Source organism: Brevibacterium luteolum (genome assembly GCF_025147615.1).
GTDB classification, from domain to species: domain Bacteria; phylum Actinomycetota; class Actinomycetes; order Actinomycetales; family Brevibacteriaceae; genus Brevibacterium; species Brevibacterium luteolum.
Window position 1 is genome coordinate 1 of the sequence record NZ_JALXPM010000005.1, and the last position, 21,687, is coordinate 21,687.

The window sequence follows — 21,687 nt, forward strand, 5'->3', positions numbered from 1 at the left end:
ACGAAGCCGAAGCCGCCACCGCCGGCTCCACAACATTCGGCAACCCCATCGACGGAATCAGAACAAACGCACAAACCCCAGCAACAACCGCGAACCACCGATTCGCATACACATACCAGAACACCAGCCACCACCCGATCCGAGACAAACCGAAACCCGAATCCTGAACAGGCGCCGAGTCTTACCTTGGAGTAAACTGCGCACCAACCACCCCAACCCCACCCGACACCCCGCCGTTACCAAACTGTGACCGAAAAGGCTCTGCCCTCTAGGCGAACATAGACACGTCCTCCAGCAACGATCCGTCCACTCCCGGAGCCCCTCAGCCGTCTTCGTCAAAGACGAGTCACGAAGTACCGGTTACAAAGACCGGGTCATTCTTTAGTCCTCAGATGCTGCAGACGCTTCCTAGCTGGTACCGCGCAGGTCGAGGCGCAGCTCGTGCGGGTTCTCAGGGCTCAGCGTCACCGGGATGCCCCAGTCCTGCTGGTAGAGGTGGCAGGCCGCGTGCAGCGGGATCTCCCCGTCCTCGGAGCCGTCGCAGGCCGCGGCCCGGGCGGTGATGTGCAGGACACCGGAGTCGATGCCATCGGCGATCTCGATCGTCCGCTCCAAACCTTCGCTACCGCCGGCGCCTGCGGTGATGAGCTCTGGCGGAGTGGACGAGACCTGCAGCTGGGTCGGGTCGCCGAACCGGTCGTCGAGCTTCTGCCCGGCAGGCACGCTGAACCCGACGGTGAGGGTCAGCGTGCCGGTGCCGAGCTCGGTGGCCGGGCGGGAGGTCTGCTGGGCGCCCTCGTCGACATGCTGTGCCTCAGCCGGGATGGCGACCCGGGTGAGCCGGTGGGCTGCCGATTCGGCGACGAGCAGGCTCGGCTGCTCGCCGTCACTGTCGGGCAGGACGAGGATGTCAGACGGTTCGTCGAGCCCGCGGGCCAACGTCGTGACCTCATCGGTGCGGGGCTCGTAGCGGCGGATCGCACCGTTATAGGTGTCGGCGATCGCCACCGACCCGTCGGGCAGTTCGGTCACACCGAGCGGATGCTGCAGGCGCGCCTCGGCGGCGGTCCCGTCGCGGAACCCGAAGTCGAACAGGCCCTGCCCCAGCTTCGACTCGACCACACCGGTGGCCGGGTCAAGCAGTCGCAGTGCCGAGGTCTCCGAATCGGCCAGCCACACGCAGCCGTCCGAAGCGGCTGCCACGCCGGAGGTCTGCGCATACCAGGCAGTTTCGGCGTCACCGTCGACGAGTCCTTCGTTCATCGTGCCCGACAGCAGCCGGATGGTGCCGGTCTGCGGGTTGAACGACCAGATCGTGTGGTTTCCGGCCATCGCGATGACGACCTCGCCGGTGGTCTCGGCGTAGTGGACGTCCCAGGGGCTGGAGAGCTTGATGGCATCGGCTGGGCCGTCGTAGCGGCCCGTGTCGCCGTGGGTGCCGGTGACGTTGTCGACAGCGCCGACCATGTACTGCTCGCCGGTACCGGCGACCGTCGAGATCTCACCGGTGTCGAGGTTGAGGCCGCGCAGCAGGTGGTTGACGGTGTCGGCGATGACGACGTGATAGCCGACCTCGGCTGCCAGCTCGGCCGGGAGTTCGGCTAAGCCGCCAGGTTCGCTCAGCTCGGCGGTCTCTGCCGGCCCGTCAGTCCGACCGCGTTCCCCGGAGCCGTAGCGGTGCAGGATGGTGCTGCCCGACGGGTCGTATTCGACGAGTGAGTGGTGTCCGGAGTCGGCGACGAGCAGGTTGCCTGCATGCTCGCCGGTGGTGAGCCGGATGAGCTTGCCGGGGTAGAACAGGTCGGTCTCGACTGGTGCCGGCGGGACGTAGGGGTCGTTGCCGCGGCGCAGGGTGCCTTTGGCCGCATGCTCTTCGATGAGGTCTTCGATGAGGGAGGCGAGCCCGGCAGCGTGGCCTTCACCGGACATCGAGGCCACCAGGTGGCCTTCGGGGTCGATGAGGGCGAGGGTCGGCCAGGCGCGGGCGGAGTACGCCTGCCAGGTCTGAAGGTCCGGGTCGTCGAGGACGATGTGCTCGACCTGGTAACGCTCGACGGCCTTGTCGACGGCTTCGACGGTGCGCTCGAACTCGAACTTCGGGGAGTGCACGCCGATGATGACGAGCTCGTCTGCGTATTTCTGCTCGATCGGGCGCAGCTCATCGAGCACGTGCAGGCAGTTGATGCAGCAGAAGGTCCAGAAGTCGAGCAGCACGACCTTGCCGCGCAGGTCGGCGAGGCTGAGGTCGATGCCGCCGGTGTTGATCCAGCGGCGGCCGGTGAGTTCAGGAGCGCGCAGGCGCAGAGCGTCAGTCATACCCTCATTGTGCCACCGCGGCTCACCTGTCTGCTTTGCGGCTGTCATATGTGTCAGCGGCATCCGAGACGGCGGCCACGAAAGAGAGGAGAAGTGCCATCATGGAGTCATGAACGATGCAGCCGCGACGAGCCCCGAGCCCCTCTCCTCCGAACATGCTCAAAAGATCCGCGACCGTCTCGATGCGGTGGCCGGTCAGGCCGCCGAGGCGGCAGAGCGCTCCGGCCGCACCGCTGACGATGTGCGGATCATGCTGGCGACGAAGACGCAGCCAGTGGAGAAGATCCGGGTCGCGATCGAGCACGGCTTCACACTCATCGGCGAGAACCGGGTGCAGGAACTGACCGGCAAGGCCGACGGCTTAGCCGATCTCGAGCACGAGACGCACCTCATCGGGCCGCTGCAGCGCAACAAGGTCAATCACACGCTGCGCGTCGACTCATGCACGTGCATCGAGTCGGTCGACAACCTGCCGCTGGCTGAGAAGCTGCACAACCGCCTGGAGGTTCTCGACCGCTGGATCGACGTCCTCGTCCAGGTCAACACCTCGCGTGAGGATTCGAAGTTCGGCACTGCTCCCGGGGCGGCGGCTGAGCTCATCGAGTCGCTGGCCCCTTTCGACCGGCTGCGGATCCGCGGGCTCATGACGATCGGGCTGCCCGGGGAGAGCGACGAGGTCATCCGCCCCAGCTACGCCGATCTGCGCCAGCTGCGCGACCGGCTCATCGACGAGGGGATCCTGGCACATGACGCGACGGAGCTGTCGATGGGCATGAGCGCTGACTTCGCCCTCGCGATCGAAGAGGGCGCGACAGTCGTGCGGATCGGCTCGAGCGTCTTCGGCGCCCGTCCAGCGCCCTGAGCGAGCTCCCCTCCCACCCACGCGACCACCGCCTCGGGACCGGGACGGCAGTCGAGCACCAACTCGCGGCAGTGGTGTGCTGAGAGTCACAGGATTCTCGCGTGAACCCGTGAGAACCGCGGAATCTCGCGCTTCTCGAACTGCCCGACAGCCTCGAAAACCTCCAGATGAGAGCCCTCTCATCGGCATTTCACGTCTGCCTCATGACCGGCCGGTTGACTGCTGCATGCAGCGACCAGTCGGCGCTGCGACCCCACCGTCAGCACGACGAGAATGTTGAGAAGAGAATCATGTCGCTTCTGGTGACTCCCGCACAGACCCCCGCCACCAGCGCTGCTGCGGACCGCTCGGTTGCCGCCGCCGCTCCCACTGCCGCCCCGGCGGCCCAGCCGCTCCGGCAGCGCCTCGAGCGCGCCAAGTGGGCGTACTCGACCCGCTTCGCCAAGCAGTTCGTCGAGCTCTCCACCGACGTCGAACTCATCACCGACCCCGACTACGCACCGCAGGCCGGCGATGTCGTCCTCGCCCGGGTGCTGGAGATCGGCCAGCACAAGCGGCTGGAATCCCCGGACTCCCGCAAGGCTCTGCTGTTCCCCGGTGACGAGATCGTCGTCGCCTACGGCGCACGCTACGCACCCGATCAGTTCCACGCTGTCGTCCCGCCGGCGCTCTCCGACTGCCATCTGGCCGCCGCCGGCGGCATGGCCGCTGCCGTCATCGAGCAGCACGCCAGCGTCGACGCCCCCACGCAGATCCAGCCGATCGGCGTGCTGCGCGACCAGTCGGGAGCCATCACCCTCACCCGTGCCGCCCACCGCAGCGTCGACACCGGCATCACCGCCGTGACGCAGCGGCGCGGGCACCGCGTGCCGGTCATCGCAGTGCTGGGCACCTCGATGAACTCCGGGAAGTCGACGACGCTGGCCTGCCTGGCCAACGGCCTGGCCGCAGCCGGCCTGCGGGTCGCCGCCGGCAAGGCGACGGGAACCGGCGCCGGCAACGACGCGCGGCTGTTCGCCGATGCCGGGGCGGCGCATGTCCTCGACTTCACCGACTTCGGCTACTGCTCGACCTTCCAGCTCAGCCTCACCGAGGTCCGCGACCTGTTCCTCACCCTTGTCGACGAGCTCGCCGGCGGCCCGGCCGGCAGCACGGTCGATGCCGATGTGGTGCTCGTCGAGATCGCCGACGGCATCTACCAGGGCGAGACCGCACAGCTGCTCGCCGACGCGGAGTTCGCCGGGGTCGTCGACCACCTCGTGTTCTCTGCCGGGGACGCCCTCGGCGCAGTCGGCGGGGTGAGCGTGCTGCGCAGTCTCGACCGCGAACCCGCGCTCGTCTCCGGCGTCGTCACCGCCTCGCCGCTGGCCGCCGCCGAGGCGCGCACCGCACTCGATGTGCCGGTCACCGGAACCTACGAGCTGTGCCTGCCCGAGATCGCGCTGTCGGTCTTCGACGGTGCCGGCATGGCATCGGCCGCGAAGGCAGCGGCCGGACGGTCATGAGCGCGCAGGCGTCCGCCGCTGCGGCCGCTGCTGCAGCGCAGCGTCCAGGCCCCTACCACCTGGCGGTGCATACGGTGTGCGCGCGCGTCGGCAGCACTGGCAGGGCCACCCGTGGGATGCTGCCGCGGCTGGCCGCCGGGGTTCGCCGCCGCTGGCTGGCCGGGCTGGTGGGCATCGGCCTCGGGCAGGCCGCACTCGGCGGGCTGGGCGCCTGGGCGCTCATCCGGATGCAGTCGGCCGGTGCTGCCAGCACGCTCGTCTTCGGCTTGTCGGTGGCCGTGCTCGTCCTCTCCGCACTGGGGGTCGGGACACTGAAGATCCACGAGCGCACCGTCGCCGAGCGCCTCGGGCAGGACTATGTCCATCAGCTGCGCCTGCGGCTGCTCGGCTCGGCACTGAGCCCCGGGGAGCGCACCTCGCTGGGCGTGACGGTCGCACGCACCACCAACGACCTGTCCTCGGTGAAGAACTGGGTGTCCCAGGGCATCGCACCTGCCCTCGTCGGCGTGCCGCTGATTCTGGGGACCAGCGTCATCCTGCTCGTCCTGCACTGGCAGCTGGCACTCGGATTCATCATCCCGGTCGCCGTGCTGGGGGTGCTGCTCGTGTGGTTCAAGCAGCCGATGTTCGAGCGCACCTGCACTCTGCGACGCACCCGCGGCCGGCTGGCCGCCCGGATCGCTGAGACGGTCACCGCCGCCGAGACGATCATCGCCGACGGCGGGCGCGACCGTGAGCTCAAGCGCATCACCAGCCAGTCCGCACAGCTGGCCGAGCATGCTGTCACCCGGGCTGAGACCGTCGGTGCGCTGCGCGCTGCCGGTGCGGTCGCCGGCCTGCTCGCCAGTCTGCTCGTCGCCGCGATCGGCATCGCCACCGCCGCCTCCCCCGGGACGGTGATGGCGGCGATGGCCCTCACCGGCATCGCGACCAGCCCGATCCTCGATCTCGGCCGGATCATCGAGTACCGTCAGACCTTCCTCGCCGCCCGCAGGATCATCGGACCCGCGCTTTCCGCCGCCGATGAGCGCAGCGAGCAGGCGGCCGCCCGGCGGGCAGCCAGTGCCGAGCTCACCTGCCCGCTGCCAGCCGCCGCTGCCGGTTCGGTGGTGCTGAGCGCACCGGGCCTGCTGGAGCAGCCGCTCACCGCCGCCCCCGGTGAGGTGGTCTGGCTCGCTGACGACGGCGGCCGGGCCAGTGCCCTCATGCGCCGGATCGCCGGTCTCGACTCCAGCGGCCACACGCTCAGCGCCGGCAGAGCTGCGGAATCCGCGCAGCCTGATGCGTTCTGGGCCGACGGGCAGAATCTGCTCTCCCTGTCCCCGACCACGCGCCGCCGGCTGGTCGGCTGGGCGCGCGCGGGCACCGTGTTCGAACGCGGTCGGCTGGATCGCGCCCTGCACTACCGCCGCCCGGATCTGGATGGACAGTTCGACGCCGCCACCCTCGACCGGGTCGGTCTCGACGTCGATGCACTGCCGAAGGGTGCCCGCACGATGCTGCGTGCCGGCGGCCAGCCGCTCTCCCGCAGTGAGCGCGCCCGCCTCGCCCTGGCCCGCGCGGTCTATGCCGATCCGCCGCTGCTGCTCATCGACGGCCTTGACGGGGATCTCGGCGCAGCCGGGACGGCCATGCTGACGTCTGTGCTCGCTGATTACCCCGGTGTGGTGCTCTTCGCCGGCTCACCTGCCGTCGCCGAGGCGGTGGGTGCGCGCACCGTCGACCTCACCGCTGCGGGGTGAGCGCTCGGCAAGCAGGCAGACGCGTCGTGATGAGACGCGCGGCGATGAGAGGAGCGGTGATGAAAGGAGCTGGGCTGCGGGATCCTTCCCTCAGCCCAGCTCAATCGTCGTCGCCGTCGTCGTCTCCACCGCCGTCGCACTCCCAGCCGTCGTCATCCCACTCGCACACCCCACGGCCGGAGCCGGAACCGGAGCCGGATCCTGAGCCGGAACCTCCTCCGCCTCCGGAATCGGTGCCGCTGTCGGCTCCGCCGCGCGGGCGGCTGGCAGGTGCCGGGACGCGCTTGGCGTCAACGGCTGCACTGCCGCTCTCCTCCGCTGCCCTGCGGGCGGCCTGCTCGGCTGGATCGAGATCTGCTGGGCCTTCTGCCTCGGCGTCGCCGTCTTCGGGGTTCGCGGCCTCAGGGGGCGCATCGGGGCCTGGACGGTCAGAGCCTACAGGGGTTTCGCCGACGCTGATGCCCGGCTGGTCACGGTCGATGTCTGCTGATGACGGAAGCAGCGCAAGCGAGGCTGCGGCCAGGCCGGCTGCAGCGAGAATGCCGATCGTCCCGAATCGTTTCATGCGCACAGTCTGACCGAAGAATGTGAGACGGGTGTGAAGCGCAGATGAGAGCTCTCTCATCTGCACGATGACGTTTCACCACTGCCGGATCAGGCAGCCGGGTCGACGAGCTTGTAGCCGATGCCCCGGACGGTGACGAAGCGCTCGGCACCGAGCTTCTTGCGCAGGTAGCGCAGATAGACGTCAACGACATTCGAGGCGCCGTCATAGTCGTAGCCCCACACATGGGTGAGCAGCTGTTCGCGGGAGAGCACCTGGTTCGGGTGCTCCAGGAACATCACCGCCAGCGCGAATTCGCGGCTTGAGAGCTCCAGCTCGGTGCGCTCGTCCCCGCTGCCGCAGGTCGCGATGCGGGTGCGCAGGTCGAGTGCGAAGTCACCCAGCGTGAGGGTGTCGCTGGATTCGGGGGCCGGTTCGCTGTGGCGTTCACGGGCGCGCAGCCTGATCCGGGCCAGCAGCTCTTCGAACCGGAACGGTTTGGTCAGATAGTCATCAGCCCCGCCTTCCAGCCCGTGCAGCGTGTCGTCGAGGGAGTCGCGTGCGGTCACGACGACGATCGGGATGTCGTGGCCCATCGACCGCAGGGTGCGCAGCACCGTGAAACCGTCCATGCGCGGCAGCCCGACATCGAGGACGAGCAGGTCGAACTCCCCGCTGGTCGCATAGTCGAGGGCGGCGATGCCGTCTTCGACAACGGTCGGGGAATAGCCGTTGGCCGTCAGGCCACGGGCGACGAAGCGTGAGATGCGCGGCTCGTCTTCGGCGATGAGGATCCTCATAGGGTGTCTCCGGACTCAGTGGCAGGGGTGGACGGGGCATCAGCGCGGGCTTCTGCGGCCGCTGGATCCTCCGGCCGCTGCGCGATGATCGGGATGACGATGGTGAAGGTCGAGCCGATCCCAGGCTGCGAGCGCACGGAGACATCGCCGCCGTGGCCGACGGCGATCGCCCGCACGATCGACAGGCCCAGCCCCGAGCCGGCCTTCCCGGCTGCCGAGGCGGCGCGGTTGAAGCGCTCGAAGATGCGCGGCTGATCCTCGGCGGCGATGCCGATGCCCTCATCGGCGATGCTGATGCAGATGTGCTCGCTGTGCTCGCGCAGCCGCAGCGTCACCGTCGTGCCGTCCTCGGAGTAGCGCACAGCATTGGCCGCCATCTGCACGATCGCCTGCATGAGGCGGTTCTCATCTGAGAGCGTCGTGATGCTGACGTCCGAGTCGAGCTGCCAGTTGCGTTCGCCGAGGTGTTCGATCCGTGCGAGGGCCTTGCCGCCGAACGCACCGAAATCGACCGGTGCCAGGGTGACGAAGTCCGGGCGCGAGGAGTGCGCCAGGGTGGACAGGTCGCCGACGAGCCCATTCATCCGGTCGAGTTCGTCCAGGGCGATCGCGTTGCCCTCCCGCACATCCTCGGGATCGTTCGGGTCGGTGGTCTCCAGGGTGCCGCGGATGATCGTCAGCGGGGTGCGCAGCTCGTGGGAGACATCGGACATGAACCGCTTCTGCTCGGTGAAGCCCTCATCGATGCGGTCGAGCATCCGGTTGAAGTTGTCCGCCAGGGAGCGCACATCGTCACGAGTGTGCGGCACCGGCACACGGCGGCCGAGGTCGTAGACGGTGATCTGCTCGGTGGCCTCGCGCAGGTCCGCCAGCGGCCGCATCAGCCGCCCGCTCACGAGGTATCCGACCAGCGCGGCCCCGACGAGCATCGCCACCGACACACCGGCGTAGGTCGTGGCCGCCCGCCAGATCTGGTGCTGCTGCGTGGTGATCTCATTGCCGACGACGTAGATGCCCTCGTTGTCATCACCGGCGATCGTGACAGAGGCGATGACCGCCCGCACCGGCTTGTCACCGACTTTCAGGGTGGTGAAGATCGTGCGACCCGGCCGGAACCTGTCCTCGATCTGGCGCAGCACGCCCGGATCGGACATGTCGAAGTCCTGCTCGACCGGCCGGAAGCGGGGTTTGCCGTTGACGATCGCCAACACGCTCTCATGCCGGCTCGGCACCTCCGATACGGTGGCCGCGCGCAGCAGATCCTCCAGCGTGTCGACGCCGCCCAGGTCGGCCTGACGCCGTTCGGCCGTCTGCTTGAGCTCCTCGACCTCCTGCAGCAGCTCCTGGTCGATGCGGTCTTCGAGGACGGAGAACTGGATCGCATACGTCACGCTGCCGGCGATGACGAGACCGGCGGTCATGAACATGAGCATCGAGGTGAGCACGCGGATGCGCACGCTGCGCACCGGCTTCGTCGGCCGGATCCCCTCTGCCATCGCCCCTGCCCCGCGGACGGTTCCGCTCGCCTCTGTCCGGGCCCGCCTCAGCTCCGGGAGCCCTCAGCGTCCTGCGGGACGCCGGGTGCCTGCGGATCGATGTTGCGGATGATGAGCGAGCAGTCCATATCGGCGTAGCCGTCATCCATGAGCTTCTGCAGGTTCTCGAACGCCGCCTTCGCCCCCGGCAGCGTGACGCCGACATCGGCGGCCGCCGCCTGTGCCAGGCCTGCGTCCTTGTGGGCGAGCGCGGCGGAGAAGGTCGCCTCGAAGCCGTTGTTGGACGCGGCGGTCTCGACGATGCCGGGCACCGGGTACCAGGTGCGCAGCGGCCACGAGTCCCCGGAGGAGACACTGGCGACGTTCCAGAACGTCTGCGCGTCGAGGCCGAGCTTGTCGGCGAGCACCGCACCTTCGGCTGCGCCCTGCAGGCTGACGGTGAGCATCATGTTGTTGACGATCTTCGCCGCCTGCCCGTTGCCGGGCCCACCGCAGTCGAAGATGTTGCCGGCCATCGGCTCGACGAGCTCTTTCGCCCGGGCGGTGTCGGCTGGGTCGCCGCCGAGCATGAAGGTCAGTGTCGCCGCCGCGGCACCGGAGATGCCGCCGGAGACCGGGGCGTCGACGAAAGCGAAGCCGGCCTGCTGGGCCGTCTCGTGGATCTCCCGGGCCGAGGCGACGTCGATCGTCGAGGAGTCGATGAGCAGTGCGGTGGGTTCGGCGAACTCGAGCACGCCGCCGGCTCCGCAGAACACCTCCTTCGAGATCGTCCCGTTGGGCAGCATGCCGAACACGGCATCGGCACCGGCCACCGCCTCGGCGATGGTGGTGCAGGCGGTCACACCGTTGGCTTCGGCCGCACTGCGGGCACTTTCGCTCAGGTCGTATCCGCGCACGCTGTGCCCGGCTGTGATGAGGTTCTTCGTCATCGGCAGGCCCATATTGCCCAGGCCGATCCATCCAATCGTCGCCATGAGGTCTCCTTCTTCTCGTGTCGTCTCAGGTGCGGACGTGCAGGTCAGGCCGCGGACCAGCCGCCGTCGACGGAGTGCGCGGCTCCGGTGATCGCCTTGCCGCCCTCGCCTGCGAGCAGCGCGGCGATCGCGGCGACGTCCTCGGGCTGGGCGAGGTGCGGCAGCGCCGAGTGGGCGAGGAACACCTCGTCGAGGACGGCATCCTCGGAGATCCCGCGCGAGGCAGCCTGATCGGCGATCTGCTGTTCGACCAGCGGGGTCATGACATAGCCGGGATTGATCGCATTGCAGGTCACCCCGTGTCTGCCGGCCTCCAGTGCGGTCGCCTTCGTCAGGCCCATGAGGCCGTGCTTGGCCGCGACATAGGCGCTCTTGAACGCCGAGGCGCGCAGCCCGTGGACAGACGAGATGTTGATGATGCGGCCCCAGCCGCGCTCATACATTCCCGGCAGCACGGCTTTCGTCAGCACGAAGGGCGCTTCGAGCATGAGCTTCTGGATGAGCTGCCATTCGGAGAGCGGGAACTCCTCGATCGGGTGGATGCGCTGGATGCCGGCGTTGTTGACGAGGATGTCGGTGTCGATCGGCTGTCCGTCAAGCGCCTGCGTATCGGACAGGTCGACGACCCAGGCCTTCCCGCCGATCTCCGCGGCAACGGACTCGGCGGCTTCGGCTGAGACATCGGCGACGGTCACCTCGGCGCCCATCTGGGCGAACCGGGCGGCGATCGCCCTGCCGAGGCCCGAGCCACCGCCGGTGACGAGCGCGCGGCGACCGGAGAGATCCTGCTGAGGGTTCTGCTTCGGATCGTGTTCCATGCGCTCAGCCTACTTCCGGCCGGCCGCGCCAGCACGGGCGGCCCGCTCTGTGAAGACGATGACGGCCGACAGCCAGAAGGCCACCCGCCAGCCCCACGAGATGAAGGCCTCATCGCTGAGTGCGGTCGAGAGGGCGAAGAGCACCGCAGTGGCCAGCAGGTTGCCCAACGGAACAGCGGCCTGCGGCCAGGAGGCCCAGAAGCCTCGGGAGTGGTTCGGTGAGTGCTCGGCGACGAGGAGGACGGCTCCACCCCATTCGCCGCCGACGGCAAATCCCTGGGCCGCGCGCAGCAGCACGAGGATGATCGGGGCTGCGTAGCCCCACTGGTCGAAGGTCGGCAGGCAGCCCATGAGGAAGGTGGAGACGCCGACGAGGATGATGGAGAGCTGCTGCAGCTTCTTGCGCCCGTACTTGTCGCCGAAGTGGCCGAACACGACACCGCCGAGCGGGCGGAAGATGAAGCCGATCGCATACGTGGCGAACGCGGCGATGATCGCGTCGAGCGGGTTGTCCGAGGCTGGGAACAGGATGACGTTGAAGACCAGGGTGGCCGCTGAGGCGTAGAGGAAGAACTCGTGCCATTCGACGATCGTGCCGGCCATCGAGGCGGCGACGACGCGCTGGAGGTTGCGGCGCACGCTCGGGGTGTCCTGGGGTGGTGCTGCACTCATGATGGTGCTCCTTGCGTGAGGAGGAACGGCGCCACAGCAGCGCGGGCTGTTCGTCACTGCGGTTAAAACTCACCCAGTCATGAGATCTGCTTCACATTTGGTCAAGCACCATGTCGACTCCGCGCCGGCCGTGCGAGCGCCCTGGCGCGTCCGATTCAGCTGCGCGGGCCGCGCTGCAGGTTGGCGAGCATCTCGTTGTAGGCCTTGAGCTCGGCATCGCCGCTGCGGTCCTCGGAGCGGTCGCGGCGCTTGGCCTCGCGGTCGGAGGAGCGCGACCACTGCACGGCGACGATGATCGCCAGGGCCAGCGTCGGGAACTCGCCGATGCCCCAGGTGATCTCACCGCCGAGCGCCTGGTCCTCCAGTGCCGGGAACCAGCCGTGACCCATATTGCCGAACCAGTCGGGTTCGATGAGCGCCTCGGAGGAGATGATCGAGACGCCGAAGAAGGCGTGGAAGGTCATCGTCACCAGCAGCATGAGCAGCCGCATCGGGTAGGGCAGCCGGTTGACACCAGGATCGATGCCGATGAGCGACTGGGCGAAGAGGTAGCCGGCGGCCAGGAAGTGGACCATCATGAGCTCGTGGCCGAGGTGGGTCTCCAGGGCCGGGTACATGATGCCGCTGTAGTAGAAGATCACCATGGAGCCGGCGAAGTTGACCGCTGCGACGATCGGGTGGGCCCAGAACCGCAGGTAGCGGGAGTGGACTGCCCCGAGGATCCATTCGCGCGGGCCGCGGGAGCCGTCGGTGCGCGGCTTCGTCGCACGCATGAGCAGGGTGATGGGCGCACCGAGGACCATCGGCAGGGGCACGGCCATGACGAGGAGCATGTGCTGGATCATGTGCCCGGAGAACAGCACCTGGCCGTATACCATCGGGCCGCCGGAGGTGATGTAGAACAGCCCGGCCATGCCGATGACCCAGCTGATGGTCCTGCCGGTCGACCAGGTGTCGCCGCGCCGGCGCAGCTCGCGCACGGCCAGCAGGTAGCCGACGACGAAGCCGACGGTGATGACCGTCCACAGCGGGTCGACGCGCCATTCGGTGAAGTACGACAGCCAGGTCGGCTCCGGCGGCAGCGGTTCGGAGGTGAGGATCTCCGCCGGGGTCGGGGCCGGCGGCGGTTCATCGGGGATCGGCGGCTGGGAGCGGGAGAGCACGACGCCCAGCGCCATGACCGCACCGAAGATGAGCGTTTCGATGCCGAGCAACCGCCAGAACTCGCTGCGGGCGGCAGCAGCGCTTTTGAGCCGGTTGATGACGAAGGTGCGGTGCCAGTAGCCGATGACCCCGAGGATGATGGTGAGGACGACCTTGCCGATGACGACGAGCCCGTACGGGGTCTGCCAGTCGTCGAGAGTGCGCACGCGCAGCAGCGCATTGACGAACCCGGAGTAGACCATGATGGCAAAGGCGATGAGTGCCATCGTCGAGAACCGGGAGACGAGCACGGCCAGGTCATCGCGCTTCGTCAGCAGCGGTGCGAGCACGGCCATGACGAGGATCCCGCCGAGCCAGGCGACGACGGCGAGCAGGTGCAGGCCGATGCTGTTGACCGCCTGCATATGCCCGTAGGCCTCAGCCGAGTGGCCCATGAGGGCCAGCGGCACGAGTGAGAGCACACCGAGGACGGTGATGAGCCCGATGCCCATGAACGAGCGGGTGGCGAAGACGAGCGTGGAGAGCGTCGCGGCCATGAGCACGATCGCCAGGCGCAGCTGCCCGTAGGGGATCTGGGTGATGTAGACGCCGAGCTGCTGGGAGAAGTCGCCCTCGAATGCCTGTGCGCCGACGGAGTCGATGAACGCGAAGATGAGCACGGCGACCGCGGCGACCGTCCAGACGATCGAGGCGATCTGGGCGACACCGAGCGTGCGCTCCCACAGTGGGTCCAGCGGGATATCGCGGCGGGTCTTGCGGTCCTTGTGGCGGATCCGCCCGCCGTGGTCGCGCGGGAAGACGAGCGTGGCCAGGAACAGCGCGGCCAGGGTGACCGACATCGACAGGTTGAAGAGGAACTCGGCGATCGGCAGGCCGAACCGGCCGAGCGGGCCGGAGTCATTCAGCAGCAGCGGTGCGGCCGCACCGGTGAAGTCGAGGGCGAAGGCACCGCAGACGGCGGCGATGAGGATGAAGCCGGGGATCGCGGCCAGCCGCAGCCGGCGGGCTGCGGTGACGTCGGGGCCGGATCCGCGGGCCGGGCTGGAGCCGGAGTGCGCGCGGCCAGTTGAGGGTGCAGACGTTGATGTCACGTGTGTGCTCAGGCCTTCAGCTCAGCCGCCGGTCGGCCAGCGCTGGGAAGCTCTCGCGGCGCTGGGCGATCGCGTCGATGTCGATGTGGGCAGACAGGATGGTCGCGTCCGGCCCCGCCTCGGCGAGGACGACGCCGGCGGCGTCGACGATGACCGAGCGGCCGCCCATCTGGGTGCGGGCGTGGTAGCCGGCGGTGTTGCAGGCGATGAGGGCGGTGAAGTCCTCTGCGGCTCGGGCGCGGGCGAAGAGGCTCCAGTGGTCGACACGTGCGGCCGGCCATGCGGCAGGCACAACCACCACCTCGGTCCCGGCGTCGACGAGTGCGCGGAACATCTCCGGGAAGCGCAGGTCGTAGCAGGTCGCCAGGCCGAGGGTGATCTCGCGGCCGCCTGCGGTGATGGGGCAGGTGACGATGTCCTCACCGGCGTCGAGCAGCGTCGGCTCGCCTGCACCGAACCCGAACCGGTGGATCTTGCGGTAGGTGGCCACCACCTCGCCGGCGGGGTCGAGGAGGACTGAGGTGTTGTAAAGGCCGCGCTGGCTGTCGGGGATCTCCCCGAGAGCCGTGATGTCTCCGCCTGCGGCTGCGAGGCGGGCCTGGGCTTCGTCGGTGGCTTCGAGGATGGATCCGGCGTGGATGTAGGCGCCGGTCTCGCGGGCGATCGCCGCCAGCGCGGCGATGGTCGGGCCGGTGGCGACGGATTCGGCGCGGGTGCCCCAGGCGCGGTAGTCGAAGGCGCCGGCGGACCAGAGTTCGGGCAGCACGATGAGGTCGGCCTCGTGCTGGGAGGCGGCCAGGGCGGCGGCCCGGCGGATGCGCGCAGACTGGTCCTCACGGTCGGTGTAAGCCAGCTGAATCGCAGAAACTCGCATGCCCTCTAGGGTAGTCGCGCGCTTCGGGGCGGCCAAAGCCGGGGCGGGGTGGACGCAGAAGCGCCCGGGACCGGCGGGGCCCGGGGCGCTTCCCGAAGTTCCGTATCCGGAAGAGGAGGTCACTTCTTGGGCGAGCCGGCAGCTGCCTTGAGCTTCGATCCGGCCGAGAGCTTCACCGAGTAGCCAGCGGGGATCTGGATCTCTTCGCCGCTGCGCGGGTTGCGGCCCTTGCGAGCTGCACGCTCGGTGCGCTCAACGGACAGCCAGCCCGGGATGGTCAGCTTGTCGCCGTTCTTGACGACCTCGCTGAACGACTCGAACACACCGTCGAGGACGTCCGACACCTGCTTCTGGGTCAGATCGGTCTTCTCGGCAACCTCGGAAACGAGTTCACTGCGGTTCTTAGCCATAAGGTTGTCCTCCTTCAGGACATAGGTCGGTTGATTCACCGATACCGAACTTACCAGAGATTACCAGCTCGACTTGGTAACTCCGGGCAGTTCTCCGCGATGTGCCATCTCACGGAAGCGCACACGGGACAGTCCGAACTTGCGGAGGTAGCCGCGCGGACGACCGTCGACCTGGTCGCGATTGCGCAGGCGGATCGGCGAGGCATCGCGCGGGAGCTTCTGCAGACCCAGGCGGGCCTCCTCGCGCTGCTCGTCGGTGGAATCAGGGTGGACAAGCTGGCGCTTGAGCTCTGCGCGGCGCTCGGCGTAGCGCTCGACGATCTCAGCGCGCTGCTTGTTGCGTGCGATCTTGGACTTCTTAGCCATTGTGTGCGCTCAGCGCTCCTCTCGGAAATCTACGTGCTTGCGGACGACGGGATCGTACTTCTTCAGCACGATGCGGTCCGGGTTGTTGCGGCGGTTCTTGCGGGTGACGTAGGTGTAGCCCGTGCCGGCAGTGGACTTGAGCTTGATGATCGGACGGATGTCCTTGGTCTTTGCTGCCATCAGAGCTTCACTCCCTTAGCAATGAGTTCGGTCACCACAGCGTCGATGCCGCGTGCGTCGATGACCTTCATGCCCTTGGCGGACACATTGAGGGTCACGGTCTTGCGCAGCGAGGGCACGTAGTAGCGCTTCTTCTGAATGTTCGGGTTGAACCGGCGCTTGGTGCGGCGGTTCGAGTGGGACACATTGTGTCCGAAACCGGGAACTGCTCCGGTCACCTGGCAGGTTGCTGCCATTTCTCTCCTCCAGTTCACTTGAGCGGCGGAATCCGCTGCGCCGTGCGGGCGCGGGGGCGGGTTCGCCGAAGACATCAACACATCGTCGTCACCGGTGCTGCATTCCAGATGCACCGCCTGCGCAGGCAGGCCGGTGCACACCCGTGGAACACACTGCGGTGGCGTGAATGAAACCCCGGTGAAGGGTTTGTGTACGCCGCTTGAGCGGCGTGATGTCTCACCAGCGCTGAAGCCGTTGAGGCCTGTGAGAGAGGGCCGAAGCTATCGTGCAGCGCTCAATGAGCACGATCATCAGGACAGCGGTGCTGTCTGACGAGTCAACAAGAGAACATCTTACTGATGCGCGCGCGTCGCAGGCAAATTCAGTTGAACTCGATAGTAGCCTCTGCCAATGTATATGGACATGGACAGTGTTCGCATGTGCGAGGATGCTGCATCCGGTGCACGCAGGCGTGATTCGAAGGGCCGGCGATGACCGGGCCGGCCATCCCGCCACGCCCCGAAGGCTCACCCCAGAGCCCGCCTCCGTCGCCCGCTCCCGAGGCGCCGCGCACCGACCCTGCTGAACCCACCCCCCAGTCGGCGCGCCCGCGCATCCGCCCGGCGCAGAGCGAGAAGTGGGATCGCGAACCCGAGCCGAGCCCGGCTGCCAGCGCGGCCGCCGCCGCGCCCGCCTCCGGACCGGCGGCCGGCACCCCCGGTGGGGCGGCCGGTGCGCATCCGGGCCTGCCGCAGGGCTACTGGTCCAGCCCGGCCGGGCAGCTGTACTACCGGGCCGCTGACGGCCAGGACTACTATCAGGCCTCGGACGGGAAGTTCTATCCGGTGGCCGCGCTGCTGGCCCAGCAGCCGGCAGGCACCGCAGCAGCCGCGGCCGCAGCGGCACAGTCGGCACCCCCAGCCGGGACCACGCCCGCCGACGCCTCGGCCGGCCATCCGGCACCCGGCGCCTCGGCTGCCGATGACCGCTCGACCTATTACGAGTACATCGCCGCCCACACCGGTGAGCAGCGCATCGCACAGAACGACTCCCCGACTGGCCCGCCCGGCCCTGCCGGCCCGCCGGCATCCAACCGTCGCCGGCGCACCGGAATGACGGTTGTCGCGGCGATCGCTGCGACCGTGCTCGTGGCTGTTGCCGTGTTCCTCGGTTTGCCGCTGCTCGGCCCGGATGAGGACCTCCAGCCGACCCAGGAGCCCAGCGCAGAGGGCACCGACGGTGGCGAGACCTCGGTCCCGGCTGCCGAGCAGCTCAAGGAGCTGGCGCAGAACGACCACGCGACCGTCGCCTCGAAACTCGACGGGCACTGGGTGGTGCAGCTGAGCGCCAAGCAGGTGGGCCTGACGACCGAGCAGCAGACGTGGACCGATGAGGCGATCCTGGAGGAGTTCGAGGCGCTGCGCGCCCAGCATCCGGAGGCGGTGCTGCTCAACAGCTCGCAGTGGTCGAGCTTCCGGCTCGAGGACTACTGGATCACCGTGCTCAATGAGCCCTATGACGACCCGGAGGCCGCACTTACCAAGTGCCAGGAGCTCGGCATCGACCGCGACAACTGCTTCGCCAAGAAGATCTCCTCCACCGAAGGCCCCGAGGGCACAACGAAGCTGAACCCGTAAGCCTCCCTATCCCCCGGCAGCCCTGAGCTTCTCAGTCCCCGGCACCCTGGACCTTCCTGCCCCGGCAATGACCGGCAGGCGCCCACACACGACAGCGGGCCCGCCCCGAAAAGGGAGCGAGCCCGCTGTGTCAGTGCAGAGTCACCTCACTCACATGAGCATGAGCGCCGGGTCTTCGAGTGCCCGGCCGACGTCGGCGAGGAACATCGAGATGACCTCACCGTCGACGAGCCGGTGATCGGCTGAGACCGCCAGCGTCGTGATGTCGCGGGCGACGATCTCATCATCGACGACCCATGGGCGCTTGCGGACCTGGCCGAAGGCCAGGATCGCCGCCTCTCCCGGGTTGATGATCGGGGTGCCGGCGTCGACGCCGAACACGCCGACGTTGGTGATGGTGATCGTGCCGCCGGCCTGATCGGCCGGTGCCGTCTTGCCGGCCCGCGCCGTGGCGGTCAGCTCGCCGAGTTCGAGGGCCAGGTCGCGCAGTCCCATCGCGTGGGCGCCCTTGATGTTGGGCACGATGAGTCCGCGCGGGGTGGCCGCGGCGATGCCGAGGTTGACGTAGTGCTTGACGACGATGTCGTCACCGTCGAAGCACGAGTTGATCCGCGGGTTGCGCAGCGCAGCCCAGCACACGGCCTTGGCAACGATGAGCAGCGGGGAGACGCGCACGTCCTCGCCGAGCTGCTTCTTCGTCTTCAGCCGCTTGACCAGCTCCATCATCGCAGTGACGTCGACGTCGAGGAACTCGGTGACGTGCGGGGCGGTGAAGGCGGAGTCGACCATGGCCTGGGCCATGAACTTCGTGACGCCCTTGAACGGGATCCGCTCCTCGGTTCCGGTCGCTGGCTGCTGGCCGGCTGCCGGCGCCGAGGCGGTGGCCGGCTGGGCAGCCGATCCGCCGGATTCGATGTGGCGCAGCAGGTCGTCGCGGGTGACTTCACCGCGGGCACCGGTCGGGGTCACGTCGAGCAGGTCGATGCCCTTGCTCTTGGCCAGCTTGCGCACCGGCGGCTTGGCGAGCACCTTCGGGCGCTCTGCGCCGGTACCGCCGGGCTGCTCCTGCGGTGCGGCTTCGGCCGGCTGTCCCGGCTCTTCCTGCACCTCGGGCACCTCGCGGGACGGTGCCTCGGTCTGGGCGGGCTTGGCCGCCTGGGTCTTGCGCGGGCGGCGCTTCGAGGAGTCCGCACGTACGCCGTAGCCGACGAGGTTCGGGCCGGCGCTGCCATCGCTGGAGTCACCGGACTTCTCAGCCTGGCCGCCTTCGGCTTGCTCGCCGGCTGCACCGGCATCGGATCCGCCGCCAGCACCGGAGCCGTCACCGTCGAATTCGATGATCGGGGTGCCGACCTCGACGGTCTGGCCTTCCTCGACGAGGAGGGCGGAGATGGTCCCGGCCTGCGGGCTGGGCAGTTCGACAAGCGACTTGGCGGTCTCGATCTCAACGAGGATCTGGTTGACGGTGACAGCGTCGCCGACTGCCACCTTCCACGAGACGATATCGGCTTCGGTGAGACCTTCGCCGACGTCGGGGAGGTTGAAGAGGTTCGACATGCAGGTCCTTAGTAGGCGAGGGCGCGATCGACACCGTCGAGGATGCGATCGAGGTCAGGCAGGTAGTGGTGCTCGAGCTTCGAACCCGGATACGGGGTGTGGAAGCCGCCGACCCGCAGCACGGGCGCTTCGAGGTGGAAGAAGCAGCGTTCGGTAATCCGGGCGGCGATCTCCGAGCCCAGGCCCAGGAACACCGGGGCCTCGTGCGCGATGACGAGCCGGCCGGTCGTCTTCACCGAGGCTTCGATGGTGTCGAAGTCGATCGGGTTGAGTGAGCGCAGGTCGATGAGCTCGATGCTCGTGCCCTCCTCGGCCGCAGCAGCGACCGCATCAGCGGCAGGCGGCATGAGCGGGCCGTAGGAGACGAGCGTGACGTCGGTGCCCTCGGTGACGACCTGGGCGGAGTGCACATCGAGACCGCGGTTGTCCATGTCGACGTCCCCGCGCATCCAGTAGCGGCGCTTGGGCTCGAAGTACATGACCGGGTCCGGGCTCTTGATGGCCTCCTGGATCATCCAGTAGGCGTCATGCGGGGTCGACGGCGAGATGATCCGCAGTCCGGCATGGTGGGCGAAGACGGCCTCGGGGCTTTCGGAGTGGTGCTCCGGGGAGCCGATGCCGCCGCCGTAGGGCACGCGGATGACGACCGGGACGTTCTCCTGGCCGAGCGTGCGGTTGTGCAGCTTCGCCAGCTGAGTGACGATCTGGTCGTAGGCCGGAAAGATGAAGGCATCGAACTGGATCTCGACGACCGGGCGATAGCCGCGCACAGCCATGCCGATCGAGGTGCCGACGATGCCGGATTCGGCCAGCGGCGAGTCGATGACCCGATGCTCGCCGAAGTCCTTCTGCAGACCCTCGGTGACGCGGAAGACGCCGCCGAGCTTTCCGATGTCCTCACCGATGAGGACGACCTTCGGGTCGTCCTCCATCGCCTTGCGCAGGCCTGCGGTGATCGCTTTGGACAGCGCCAGAGTCGTCATTTACCGCGCTCCTTCAGCTGTGTCGGCGAACGAGTCGAGGTAGTCGAGGTAGGCTGCCTTCTCCTCTTCGATGAGCGGGTGCGGGTCTTCGAAGACGTTGTCGAAGATCTCCGAGACGTCCGGCTCGACCATGGACACGCAGGCCTCACGGATGCGGGCGGCCAGCGCGTCAGCTTCCTCATCGACAGAGGTGAAGAAGTCCTCGCCGGTGTCGGTCTCGTTCTCCAGGTAGATGCGCAGGCGCTTGATCGGATCCTTGGCCTTCCACTCCTCGGTGACCGCGTCGTCACGGTACTTCGTCGGGTCGTCAGCCGTGGTGTGAGCACCCATCCGGTAGGTGAACGCCTCGATGAGCATCGGGCCGTGGCCGGCGCGCACCGAGTCGAGCGAGGCGCGGGAGACGGCGTACATGGCGATCGGGTCGTTGCCGTCGACGCGCACGCCGGGCACACCGAAGCCCTGACCGCGGGTGTAGAGCGGAGCCGGCGTCTGCACGCTGGTCGGCTCCGAAATCGCCCACTGGTTGTTCTGGCAGAAGAAGAGCACCGGTGCGTTGAAAGCGCCGGCGAAGGTCAGCGCCTCGGACACGTCGCCCTGGCTGGTCGCACCGTCGCCGAAGCAGGCGATCGACACAGCATCGCGCTCCAGGTCGCCGGTCCCGACGTCGCCGTCCATCTGGATGCCCATGGCGTAACCGGTGGCGTGCAGGGTCTGGGAGCCGATGACGATCGTGTAGGTGTGGAAGCGCAGTGCCTGCGGATCCCAGCCGGAGTGGTTCTGGCCGCGGAACATGCCCAGCAGGGTCTCCGGCGGAACGCCACGGCACCATGCCAGGCCGTGCTCGCGGTAGGTCGGGAAGACGAAGTCCTGGGGGCGGCTGGCGCGGCCCATGCCGATCTGGGCGGCCTCCTGGCCGAGCAGCGGGGCCCACAGGCCGAGCTGGCCCTGGCGCTGCAGGGCGTTGCCCTCAGCGTCGACGCGGCGCACGAGCACCATGTCCTTGTAGAAACCACGCAGATCCTCGTCGGTGAGTTCTGCAGCGAAAGCGTCGTATTCTCCCGAGCTGACACGTTCGCCTTCGGGAGTCAGCATCTGAATCATTCGCGGGCCCGACCCAATATCAGGGCTGGCGCCCTGCGCAATATTCGATGTCATGGCGTTCTCCTAACGTCGTGGCCGCTGACCGAGTTCGTCGGCGAAGCGGTCCGAACCAGTGGGGTCGGCGCGGTTGTGCACCCAGCCCCGGCAGTGAGACATTTCACAATGTGGTCACACACTAACGGATTCGCATGGTGTGTGCCAAGCTGACGGGTTGCCTCGAATGGGTGCTCCGAAGCGGTGGCGCGGCCGTGCACCGACCTGCTTCCAGCGTAGGGTCACCACCCCGTCCCTGGTAGGCCGCCGCCGAGGTGGGGGCAGGGTTTTTGACGTTGTCGAACAATTGCTTGGACACCCGACTAAATGTCGGCTGGGAACCTTC

General features: G+C 68.0%; 19 protein-coding genes and 1 pseudogene. 4 read left to right on the top strand and 16 right to left on the bottom strand.

The genetic code is table 11. The features are described 5' to 3' along the window. Positions 1 to 408: 408 nt before the first annotated feature. Positions 409 to 2,316: an NHL domain-containing thioredoxin family protein gene (locus M3C25_RS02070; protein ID WP_259854776.1), complete on the bottom strand. Its 1,908-nt coding sequence runs from the start codon at positions 2,314 to 2,316 to the stop codon at positions 409 to 411. Between the two features lie 109 nt (positions 2,317 to 2,425). Between M3C25_RS02070 and M3C25_RS02075 the strand changes: the two genes are divergently transcribed. From M3C25_RS02075 to M3C25_RS02085, 3 genes are all read left to right on the top strand, one after another. Beyond that, complete coding sequence (locus M3C25_RS02075) at positions 2,426 to 3,178, top strand: YggS family pyridoxal phosphate-dependent enzyme (protein ID WP_259854777.1); 753 nt, start codon at positions 2,426 to 2,428, stop codon at positions 3,176 to 3,178. 290 nt (positions 3,179 to 3,468) lie between these two features. Then, complete coding sequence (locus tag M3C25_RS02080) at positions 3,469 to 4,683, top strand: P-loop NTPase family protein (protein WP_259854783.1); 1,215 nt, start codon at positions 3,469 to 3,471, stop codon at positions 4,681 to 4,683. Beyond that, entirely contained in the window at positions 4,680 to 6,425 is a 1,746-nt protein-coding gene (locus M3C25_RS02085; RefSeq protein WP_259854784.1) for an ABC transporter transmembrane domain-containing protein, read from the top strand. The genes M3C25_RS02080 and M3C25_RS02085 overlap by 4 nt, the downstream gene beginning before the upstream one ends. Positions 6,426 to 6,525: 100 nt before the next feature. Here M3C25_RS02085 and M3C25_RS02090 read toward each other — a convergent pair whose 3' ends face one another. The 12 genes and pseudogenes from M3C25_RS02090 to rpmB form a co-directional block, all read right to left on the bottom strand. Further along, on the bottom strand, positions 6,526 to 6,990 hold the full coding sequence (locus tag M3C25_RS02090) for a hypothetical protein (protein ID WP_259854786.1): 465 nt from the start codon (positions 6,988 to 6,990) through the stop codon (positions 6,526 to 6,528). Between the two features lie 89 nt (positions 6,991 to 7,079). Beyond that, positions 7,080 to 7,769 (bottom strand): response regulator transcription factor, encoded by a 690-nt coding sequence (locus M3C25_RS02095; RefSeq protein WP_259854788.1) that lies wholly within the window; start codon positions 7,767 to 7,769, stop codon positions 7,080 to 7,082. After that, positions 7,766 to 9,265: a sensor histidine kinase gene (locus tag M3C25_RS02100; RefSeq protein WP_259854790.1), complete on the bottom strand. Its 1,500-nt coding sequence runs from the start codon at positions 9,263 to 9,265 to the stop codon at positions 7,766 to 7,768. Before M3C25_RS02100 ends, M3C25_RS02095 begins: the two co-directional genes overlap by 4 nt. A 47-nt stretch (positions 9,266 to 9,312) precedes the next feature. Beyond that, positions 9,313 to 10,239 carry a 3-hydroxyisobutyrate dehydrogenase gene (mmsB, locus tag M3C25_RS02105; protein WP_259854792.1) on the bottom strand — a complete coding sequence of 309 codons (927 nt, stop codon included), beginning with the start codon at positions 10,237 to 10,239 and terminating at the stop codon, positions 9,313 to 9,315. A 44-nt stretch (positions 10,240 to 10,283) separates the two neighbouring features. Continuing rightward, positions 10,284 to 11,057 (bottom strand): 3-hydroxybutyrate dehydrogenase, encoded by a 774-nt coding sequence (locus M3C25_RS02110; RefSeq protein WP_259854793.1) that lies wholly within the window; start codon positions 11,055 to 11,057, stop codon positions 10,284 to 10,286. Between the two features lie 54 nt (positions 11,058 to 11,111). Next, a pseudogene (locus tag M3C25_RS02115) lies at positions 11,112 to 11,729 on the bottom strand (MFS transporter); the annotation flags it as partial. A 155-nt stretch (positions 11,730 to 11,884) separates the two neighbouring features. After that, entirely contained in the window at positions 11,885 to 13,984 is a 2,100-nt protein-coding gene (locus tag M3C25_RS02120; RefSeq protein ID WP_259854795.1) for a bifunctional copper resistance protein CopD/cytochrome c oxidase assembly protein, read from the bottom strand. Positions 13,985 to 14,000: 16 nt separating this feature from the next. Beyond that, entirely contained in the window at positions 14,001 to 14,858 is an 858-nt protein-coding gene (locus M3C25_RS02125) for a nitrilase-related carbon-nitrogen hydrolase (protein WP_259854797.1), read from the bottom strand. 119 nt (positions 14,859 to 14,977) lie between these two features. Continuing rightward, complete coding sequence (locus M3C25_RS02130) at positions 14,978 to 15,268, bottom strand: HU family DNA-binding protein (protein WP_102162442.1); 291 nt, start codon at positions 15,266 to 15,268, stop codon at positions 14,978 to 14,980. Positions 15,269 to 15,328: 60 nt separating this feature from the next. Continuing rightward, positions 15,329 to 15,634 (bottom strand): 30S ribosomal protein S14, encoded by a 306-nt coding sequence (gene rpsN / locus M3C25_RS02135; RefSeq protein ID WP_102162443.1) that lies wholly within the window; start codon positions 15,632 to 15,634, stop codon positions 15,329 to 15,331. Positions 15,635 to 15,643: 9 nt separating this feature from the next. Then, positions 15,644 to 15,814, bottom strand: coding sequence for a 50S ribosomal protein L33 (gene rpmG / locus M3C25_RS02140; RefSeq protein WP_102162444.1), 171 nt, complete (start codon positions 15,812 to 15,814; stop codon positions 15,644 to 15,646). Beyond that, positions 15,814 to 16,050: a 50S ribosomal protein L28 gene (gene rpmB / locus M3C25_RS02145; protein ID WP_102162445.1), complete on the bottom strand. Its 237-nt coding sequence runs from the start codon at positions 16,048 to 16,050 to the stop codon at positions 15,814 to 15,816. The genes rpmG and rpmB overlap by 1 nt, the downstream gene beginning before the upstream one ends. Before the next feature lie 471 nt (positions 16,051 to 16,521). On the opposite strand from rpmB, the gene M3C25_RS02150 reads away from it, so the two are divergent. After that, positions 16,522 to 17,667, top strand: a complete 1,146-nt coding sequence (locus M3C25_RS02150; RefSeq protein ID WP_259854799.1) for a hypothetical protein — start codon at positions 16,522 to 16,524, stop codon at positions 17,665 to 17,667. Positions 17,668 to 17,817: 150 nt separating this feature from the next. Here M3C25_RS02150 and M3C25_RS02155 read toward each other — a convergent pair whose 3' ends face one another. From M3C25_RS02155 to pdhA, 3 genes are read right to left on the bottom strand one after another with little or no spacing between them, the layout of a single operon-like run. Beyond that, positions 17,818 to 19,224 (bottom strand): dihydrolipoamide acetyltransferase family protein, encoded by a 1,407-nt coding sequence (locus M3C25_RS02155; protein WP_170273771.1) that lies wholly within the window; start codon positions 19,222 to 19,224, stop codon positions 17,818 to 17,820. A gap of 8 nt (positions 19,225 to 19,232) precedes the next feature. Continuing rightward, positions 19,233 to 20,207, bottom strand: a complete 975-nt coding sequence (locus M3C25_RS02160; protein WP_259854801.1) for an alpha-ketoacid dehydrogenase subunit beta — start codon at positions 20,205 to 20,207, stop codon at positions 19,233 to 19,235. Then, positions 20,208 to 21,308 carry a pyruvate dehydrogenase (acetyl-transferring) E1 component subunit alpha gene (gene pdhA / locus M3C25_RS02165; protein ID WP_259854803.1) on the bottom strand — a complete coding sequence of 367 codons (1,101 nt, stop codon included), beginning with the start codon at positions 21,306 to 21,308 and terminating at the stop codon, positions 20,208 to 20,210. Between the last annotated feature and the right edge of the window lie 379 nt (positions 21,309 to 21,687).